We start from the raw sequence: 7,275 nt of genomic DNA on the forward strand, positions 1-7,275 counted from the left end.
TGCTCGGGAGCGCGGCGCTGGCCGCGGGCGCGGTCCACGGCTCCTACCTCTACCGGGCGCAGCTCGACGGCGTGCCGGGGATGCGCCCCTGGCTGGAGGCCGTCTGCGCCGCCTACGGCTGTACCCTGGGGCGCGGCCCGGGCTACCAGCAGGCCCTGGAGGTCGAGCAGCGCCGGCTGGAGCGCCACCCGGACCGCGAGGACGCCCTGATCCTCGGCGCCACGATGCGGTATACGGGCGGCGAGCCGGCGCCCTTCCCGCAGATGCGGCTGACCCTGCGCGATCTCGACGGCCACGTCACCGGGCAGCGCTGGATCGGCCCCGAGGACTACCTCGCCGACCGCCGTCTGCGGGCCCGGCTGGAGGCCGGCATGCAGCCGGGCATGCGCATCCCGGTCCGCCTGGCGGTGGCCGAGCCCGAGGGCGGCGCGGAGAGCTTCTCGCTGGCCTTCCGGGCGCCGCCGCAGTAGGGCGCCCGGCGGGGGACGCTCCGCCGCTTAGCGATTCCTGTTATCCTTCCTGGCGATACGGATGGGGGTGAGACACATGGGGGATGGTGAGCGTGCCGAGGTCGATCGGGGTGGCGATCGCCACGGCGCTGTTGCCGAGCAGGGGGGGCCGATCCGCGAGGCGGTGACGCGGGCCCTCGACGACTACTTCCGGGAGCTCAACGGCCACGACTGCAACGGCCTCTACCGCCTCGTGCTCAACGAGGTCGAGGTCCCGCTGCTGCGCTCGGTGATGGCCTACTGCTCGGGGAACCAGACGCGGGCGGCCCAGCTGCTCGGGCTCAATCGGGCGACGCTGCGCAAGAAGCTGCGCGAGCACGGCTTAAATCAAGAGTGAGAACGGACGGCGAGATGGCAACGAGCGACGGTGTGCGGCCCGTGCGGCGGGCGTTGATCAGCGTATCGGACAAAGAGGGCGTGGCGGCCTTCGCCGCGCAGCTCCACGAGCGCGGCGTCGAGATCGTCTCCACGGGGGGCACGGCGCGGCTGATCCAGGAGGCCGGGGTCCCCGTCCAGGAGGTCTCGGCGGTGACCGGCTTCCCGGAGATCATGGACGGCCGGGTCAAGACCCTCCACCCCCTGATCCACGGCGGGCTGCTCGGCCGCCGGGGCGTCGACGACGAGGTCATGGCCGAGCAGGGCATCGGCCCCATCGACCTGCTCTGCGTGAACCTCTACCCCTTCGAGCGCACGGTCGCCGAGCCGGGCTGCGCCATGGCCGAGGCCATCGAGCACATCGACATCGGCGGCCCGGCGATGATCCGGGCCGCGGCCAAGAACCACGCCGACGTGACCGTGGTCACCGAGCGCTCGGCCTACGCCGAGGTCGTCGACGAGATCGACCGCTGCGGGGGCACCTCGCGGGCCCTGCGCCACCGCCTGGCGGCCGAGGCCTTCGACCACACGGCGCGCTACGACCGCGCCATCGCCGCCTACCTGGCGCGCTACGACGAGACCGGCGCCGAGCGGGAGGCGCCGCAGGCCGAGCGCTTCCCCGAGGCGTGGACGCTGCGGGCCGAGAAGCTCGCCGACATGCGCTACGGCGAGAACCCCCACCAGGCGGCGGCCTTCTACCGCGACCCCGAGGCGGCCGAGGCGAGCGTGGCCACCGCGCGGCAGCGCCAGGGCAAGGCGCTGTCGTACAACAACGTCGCCGACACCGACGCGGCCCTCGAGTGCGTCAAGGGGTTCCAGGCGCCGGCCTGCGTCATCGTCAAGCACGCCAACCCGTGCGGGGTGGCCTACGCCGCGAGCCTCGCCGAGGCCTACGACCGCGCCTTCGCCACGGACCCGACCTCGGCCTTCGGCGGGATCATCGCCTTCAACGGCACCGTCGACGCCGCGCTGGCCGGGGCGATCGTCGAGCGGCAGTTCGTGGAGGTGGTCATCGCCCCCGAGGTGACGGCGCAGGCGGCGGAGCGCTTCGCCGCCAAGGCCAACGTCCGGGTGCTCGAGTGCGGCTGGTGGCCGGCGACGCCGGGCGCCGAGCTCGACCTCAAGAAGGTCCGCGGCGGGCTCCTTGTCCAGGACCGCGACACCGCCGTCGTGGCGCCCGAGGCCCTGCGGGTGGTGACCCGCCGCCAGCCCGGGGAGCAGGAGTGGGCGGACCTGCGCTTCGCCTGGGAGGTGGTCCGCCACGTCAAGTCCAACGCCATCGTCTTCGCCGGCGGGCAGCGGACCCTCGGCGTCGGGGCCGGGCAGATGAGCCGCGTCTTCAGCACCCGGATCGCCGCCGAGAAGGCCGCCGAGGCCGGCCTGGCGCTCGGCGGCTCGGCGCTGGCCTCGGACGCCTTCTTCCCCTTCCGCGACGGCGTCGACCAGGCCGCCGAGGCCGGGGCGGCCGCGATCATCCAGCCGGGCGGCTCGCGGCGCGACGAGGAGGTGATCGCCGCCGCCGACGAGCGCGGCCTGGCCATGGTCTTCACCGGCATGCGCCACTTCCGTCACTAGCGCTGGCGAGCGAGGAGAGGGCATGAAGGTACTGGTCATCGGCGGCGGCGGCCGGGAGCACGCCATGGCGTGGGCGCTGGCCCGCTCGGAGCGGGTCGCGGAGGTGATCGTGGCCCCCGGCAACGCCGGCACCGCCCGCGAGGAGAAGGTCCGCAACGTCCAGGTCGGCGCCGAGGACATCCCGGCGCTCGTCCAGATCGCCCGGGAGCAGGGCGTCGACTTCACCGTGGTCGGCCCCGAGGCGCCGCTGGTGGCGGGCGTGGTCGACGCCTTCGAGGAGGCGGGGCTCGACTGCCTGGGCCCGGGCAGCGCCGCCGCGGAGCTGGAGGGCTCCAAGGCCTTCGCCAAGGCCTTCATGGCCCGCCACGGCATCCCCACGGCGGCCCACCGGACCTTCGAGGAGCTGGACGCCGCTGCCGAGTACATCCGCGAGTGCCGGCCGCCGCTCGTCGTCAAGGCGGACGGCCTGGCCTCCGGCAAGGGGGTGGAGGTGGCGGGCACCCTCGACGAGGCGCTGCTCGCCGCCGAGCGGATGCTCTCCGGGCAGGCCTTCGGGGCCGCCGGGCAGCGGGTGGTGGTCGAGGAGTGCCTGCAGGGCGAGGAGCTGAGCTTCATCGCCCTCGTCGACGGCGAGGCGGTCGTCCCCCTGGCGAGCTCCCAGGACCACAAGCCGCGGGACGACGGCGACCAGGGCCCGAATACCGGCGGCATGGGGGCCTACACCCCGGCCCCGCTGATGGACGAGGCCCTCCACCGGCGCGTCATGGAGGAGGTCATCCGCCCGACGGTCCGGGGGCTCGCCGCCGAGGGGCGGCCGTACCGGGGCTTCCTCTACGCTGGGCTGATGGTCGACGCCGAGGGCAACCCGCGGGTGCTCGAGTACAACTGCCGGCTCGGCGACCCCGAGGCGCAGCCGCTGATGCTCCGGCTGCGCAGCGACTTCGCCGCCCTCTGCCGGGCGGCCCTCGACGGGCGGCTCGCCGGCGAGGCGCCGGAGTGGGACGAGCGCTCGGCCCTCGGCGTCGTCATGGCGGCCGCCGGCTACCCGGGCCCCGTGGAGCGCGGCGCCGCGATCCACGGCCTCGAGCGCCCCCTCGGCGAGGGGTGCAAGGTCTTCCACGGGGGGACGGCCCTCGGCGAGGACGGCGCCGTGCTCACCAGCGGCGGCCGGGTCCTGTGCTGCTGCGCCCTCGGCGGCTCGCTGGCCGAGGCCCAGCGGCGGGCCTACGAGGCCGTCGCCGGCATCGAGTGGGAGGGCGCCTTCTACCGCCGCGACATCGGCGCCCGGGGGCTCAGCGCCCGCTGACGGCCTCGGGCCGCAGCGGCGCTAGCGGCTGAGGCGGGAAGGGCGGGGCCGGGCCCGCGGGCCCGGCCCCAGCGCTGTGGAGGCGCTACGCCGACTTCTTGCTGCTGCCGCCCGACGAGGCGCTGCCGCCCGTGGAGCCGGCGCTGGCCGTGCTGGAGCTGGAGCTGCCGCCCGCGCTGGCGGAGCCGCTCCGGGCCTTGGTGCTGCGCTCCTGGCGCCGGGCCTGCTGCTGCGCCTGCTGGGGTTGCTGGACGGCCTCGGTGAGGGCGCTCACGTTCTCCTGGGCGATCTGCTGGACCTGCTCGCCCATCTCCTTGCTCAGCTCGGCGATGGCGTTGGTGTCCTGGGAGAGCCGGTTGCCCACCGTCTGCGCCACCTTGGTCTGGCTGTTGAGGTAGCCCTGCAGGGCCTCCGGGTCGCGGATCTCGAGGGCGCTGCGCATCTGCTCCATGGCCAGGGCGGTGTAGGAGCGTGCCGCGTCCAGGTTCAGGTGGATCAGCTTCTCGGTGTGGTCCAGGAGCAGGGCGTTGAGCTTCCGGGTCGGCTCCAGGGCCTTCTGGAGCTGCTGCGTGGACTGGTTGAGCTGCTCTTGCATGGTGTCGATCCTCGCTCACGCTCGTGTTGCATCGCGGATGGTGCAATGCAACATAGCACCGCCGGTGTTGCGATGCAACAGCGGCGGCTGCGGCTCCCCGCCACAGCCCGGCCGCTGGGATCGACGCCGCCGCTAGCCGTAGAGCCCTGGGCCCTCCGGGCCGCCGCTGGCCGGGTAGGGGTCGGCGCTGCGCTCCGCTGCGCCCTGGCCGCTCGGCTCGCCGCTGCGCTGGAGGGTATTGTAGTAGGCCCAGCCGTAGTAGCCGCGGGCGTTGGCGGTGAGCGGATCCTCGGCGAGGCGGGCCTGGGGCAGCTCGGGGCGCATGTAGCGCTCCAGCACGCGCCCGCCGCCGCCGGTGATGATGATGTGGTCGTACTCCTGGACGTGCCACAGCGAGCGCAGCTCGACGAGCAGCTTGGTGCCGATGTCGCCGAAGATGCGGTCGCGCAGGTCGGTGATGTCGACGGGGCGGCCGGAGATGTTCACGCGCCCGCTGATGACCGCCTCGTCGAGGGCGTACTGCTCGCGCTCGAGGCCGTACTGGGTGGACAGCGCCTGGGCGATCTCTTCGTAGCCGAAGGAGATGCCGAGGGGCACCGTCCGGCAGAAGGCCGGGGAGTACTCGCCGTCGATGACGGTGGCGAAGTCGCTGGTGCGGAAGCCGATGTCGACGACGCCGACCCGCCCCTGGAGCAGCGGGTGGTCGGGGCGGAGCTGGCCGCGCTCGTCGAGCACCTCGGACCAGTAGGTGCCCACCGGCTGCGGGACCACCTCGATGTGCTCGAGGCGGATGCTGACGCCGAAGCGGCTCGCGCCGGTGTAGCGGATGACCTCGTGGTCGCCGCGCAGCTGCCGGACGAGGTCGTCGGCCATGTGCATCCGGCCCGGCGGCAGGCCGGTGACGACGTAGAAGTTGTTGACCGTCTCCCGGGCGTAGAGGCTCAGGGCGCCGAGGAAGAGGATCTTGAGGTCGTCGCCCTCGGCGCGGGTGGGCGAGAGGCCGCGGTGGGCGAGCCGCGAGTGGCGGATGGCGTAGTCGCCGAGGAGGTAGCTCTTGCCGTTGTAGGAGATGCGCAGCTCGCTGCTGCCGCTGCGCGGGGTGAGCGCGAGCGACATCGGCATCCCCGACTCGCCCTCGCCGACCACGCTCGGGAAGACGTGCCCCTCCCGGCCGTCGTCGATCTTGATGAAGCCGTACCCCATGTCCAGGCCGATGGAACGTTCCACAGCGATTCCCCCCTCTCGCTCACGCTCTATGCGGCGCCAGGGCGCCGCGGACGCGGTGTGCGCGGTGTGACTCGACTAAGCGGCGCCATCCTAGCACAGCCTGCAGCCCGCTCGATCCCTCCGCGCCAGGAGCCCGCCACGGGCCTGCCTACCGGCGCCCCCAGAAGGTCTGCCGGGGGGCGTGGCGCTCCTCTCGCGCCGGCTCGGCGTCCGCCTCCGGCTGCGCCTCCGCCGCCTCGGCCGCCTCTTCCGCGGGGGGCTCCTCCCCGGCCGGCTCCGCCGCGGCGGCGGGAGCGGCGGCCTGGGGCGGCAGCTGCTCCTCCGGCTCGCCGTCGGGGCGGGGGGCGCTGCCCGCCTCCTCCTCCCGGGGCGGCGTGGGCGGCGTCAGCCGCTGCGCCGTCTCCGCGCCGGGGCGCTCGTGGCCGAGCGCGGCCTGGGGGGCGTCGCGGCGCGGATGGCTCTCGCCGAGGAACTGCCCGCCGGGGGCGATGACGAACTCGTCGCTGTGGAGCTCGCCGAAGACGCGCCCCTCGGCGACGATCTCGAGGCTCGCGCAGTCGATTACCCCCTCGACGTAGCCGCTGACGAGGATCCGCTCCGCCTTGAGGTTGCCCTCGAAGCGGCCCGTGTGGCCCACGGAGACGTCGTGGTCGGAGACGATGGTCCCCTTGATCTGGCCGTCGAGGTGGAGATTCGACTCCAGGCTCAGCTCCCCGACGAATCGGGTGCCGTCACTGATAACTGTTGTCTGAGACCGGCGGCCCTTTGTCGGATCCCTTTGGCCAAAGATTCCCATTTGACGCGATCCTCCCGCTCGAAGAGTTCCTCGTAGTTGCGCAGCCCCCACTCGAGGAAGGGCTCGGGGTTGAGCTTGCGCTGGATGTGCCAGACCTCGTAGTGCAGGTGCGGCCCGCTGACCCGGCCGGTGGCGCCGGAGCGGGCGATGGTCGTCCCCTCCTGCACGAACTCCCCCTGCTCGACCTCGACCTCGCTGAGGTGGGCGTAGTGGGTGCGGAAGCCGAGATCGTGCTGGAGGATGATGAGCTTGCCCAGCTTGCTGCGGTGCTGGCCGGCGAAGTTGACCACGCCGTCGGCCGTGGCGACAACCGCCGTGCCGCGGCCGGCGCTGAGGTCGACGGCGGCGTGGAAGGAGCGCTCGCCGGTGACCGGGTGGTTGCGCCAGCCGTAGCCGCTGGTGATGCGCGAGTCCGCCACGGGCCAGCCGTTGGGGATGGTGCGCAGCATCCACCCCTTCACGAGGGCCGTCTGGCTGAGCGCGGCGAGCCGCTTCTCCCGCTCCTGCGCGCCCCCCGAGCCGCTCTCCAGCCCGACCAGGGACTCGATGCGGCCGAGCTCGTGGTCGAGGTGCTGGATCTTCTGCTGGCGCTGCGCCGCCAGCTCGCGCAGCTGCTCGTTGCGCTGCTCGATGGAGCGGGCCAGCGCCGCCTTCTCGGCGCGCATCGTGTCCAGCTCCTGGATCTGGTGGTTGAGCACGTAGATGGCCGCCGCCCCGCCGAGCAGGAGCAGGGAGAGGAAGCAGGCGAGCACCAGCGCGAAGCGCTTGGCGATCTGGTGGAGCGAGTAGTGCCGGGCGCCGCGGAAGTCGGTGATCGTTACGGTAAAGCGATTCTTCACGTCGCCAGGCGCTCCCGGGCTGCCGTCGTCGGGTCGGGGGGGAGGGAGGCGCG

The 7,275-nt window shown here is 73.3% G+C and carries 8 protein-coding genes; 4 read left to right on the plus strand and 4 right to left on the minus strand.

Annotated elements, in window-relative coordinates:
- The 4 genes from CKO13_RS09280 to purD all read left to right on the plus strand — a co-directional run.
- A partial coding sequence (locus CKO13_RS09280; protein ID WP_200259939.1) for a DUF3426 domain-containing protein occupies positions 1-470 on the plus strand: 470 nt, incomplete at its 5' end.
- Positions 471-531: 61 nt separating this feature from the next.
- Positions 532-846 carry a DNA-binding transcriptional regulator Fis gene (fis, locus tag CKO13_RS09285; protein WP_242467975.1) on the plus strand — a complete coding sequence of 105 codons (315 nt, stop codon included), beginning with the start codon at positions 532-534 and terminating at the stop codon, positions 844-846.
- Positions 847-860: 14 nt separating this feature from the next.
- Positions 861-2,459, plus strand: a complete 1,599-nt coding sequence (gene purH, locus CKO13_RS09290; protein WP_200259945.1) for a bifunctional phosphoribosylaminoimidazolecarboxamide formyltransferase/IMP cyclohydrolase — start codon at positions 861-863, stop codon at positions 2,457-2,459.
- 22 nt (positions 2,460-2,481) lie between these two features.
- The gene (gene purD, locus CKO13_RS09295) at positions 2,482-3,765 is read left to right on the plus strand and encodes a phosphoribosylamine--glycine ligase (RefSeq protein WP_200259948.1); all 1,284 of its coding nucleotides are present in this window, start codon (positions 2,482-2,484) and stop codon (positions 3,763-3,765) included.
- An 85-nt stretch (positions 3,766-3,850) separates the two neighbouring features.
- On the opposite strand, the gene CKO13_RS09300 is transcribed toward purD, so the two are convergent.
- The 4 genes from CKO13_RS09300 to CKO13_RS13010 all read right to left on the minus strand — a co-directional run bounded on the left by CKO13_RS09300 (position 3,851) and on the right by CKO13_RS13010 (position 7,222).
- Complete coding sequence (locus CKO13_RS09300) at positions 3,851-4,360, minus strand: phasin family protein (RefSeq protein WP_200259951.1); 510 nt, start codon at positions 4,358-4,360, stop codon at positions 3,851-3,853.
- A 132-nt stretch (positions 4,361-4,492) separates the two neighbouring features.
- Positions 4,493-5,587: a ParM/StbA family protein gene (locus CKO13_RS09305; RefSeq protein ID WP_200259953.1), complete on the minus strand. Its 1,095-nt coding sequence runs from the start codon at positions 5,585-5,587 to the stop codon at positions 4,493-4,495.
- A gap of 148 nt (positions 5,588-5,735) precedes the next feature.
- Positions 5,736-6,383, minus strand: coding sequence for a bactofilin family protein (locus tag CKO13_RS09310; RefSeq protein WP_200259956.1), 648 nt, complete (start codon positions 6,381-6,383; stop codon positions 5,736-5,738).
- The gene (locus tag CKO13_RS13010; RefSeq protein WP_200259959.1) at positions 6,293-7,222 is read right to left on the minus strand and encodes a peptidoglycan DD-metalloendopeptidase family protein; all 930 of its coding nucleotides are present in this window, start codon (positions 7,220-7,222) and stop codon (positions 6,293-6,295) included. Before CKO13_RS13010 ends, CKO13_RS09310 begins: the two co-directional genes overlap by 91 nt.
- Between the last annotated feature and the right edge of the window lie 53 nt (positions 7,223-7,275).

It is taken from the genome of Halorhodospira neutriphila, assembly GCF_016584055.1.
Taxonomy (GTDB): Bacteria; Pseudomonadota; Gammaproteobacteria; order Nitrococcales; family Halorhodospiraceae; genus Halorhodospira; species Halorhodospira neutriphila.

Bases quoted from the DNA above. Each gene is read 5' to 3' on its own strand.
- purH (WP_200259945.1), top strand. From the start codon at position 861: ATGGCAACGAGCGACGGTGTGCGGCCCGTGCGGCGGGCGTTGATCAGC.
- CKO13_RS09300 (WP_200259951.1), bottom strand. From the start codon at position 4,360: ATGCAAGAGCAGCTCAACCAGTCCACGCAGCAGCTCCAGAAGGCCCTG.
- purD (WP_200259948.1), top strand. From the start codon at position 2,482: ATGAAGGTACTGGTCATCGGCGGCGGCGGCCGGGAGCACGCCATGGCG.
- CKO13_RS09310 (WP_200259956.1), bottom strand. From the start codon at position 6,383: ATGGGAATCTTTGGCCAAAGGGATCCGACAAAGGGCCGCCGGTCTCAG.
- fis (WP_242467975.1), top strand. From the start codon at position 532: ATGGGGGTGAGACACATGGGGGATGGTGAGCGTGCCGAGGTCGATCGG.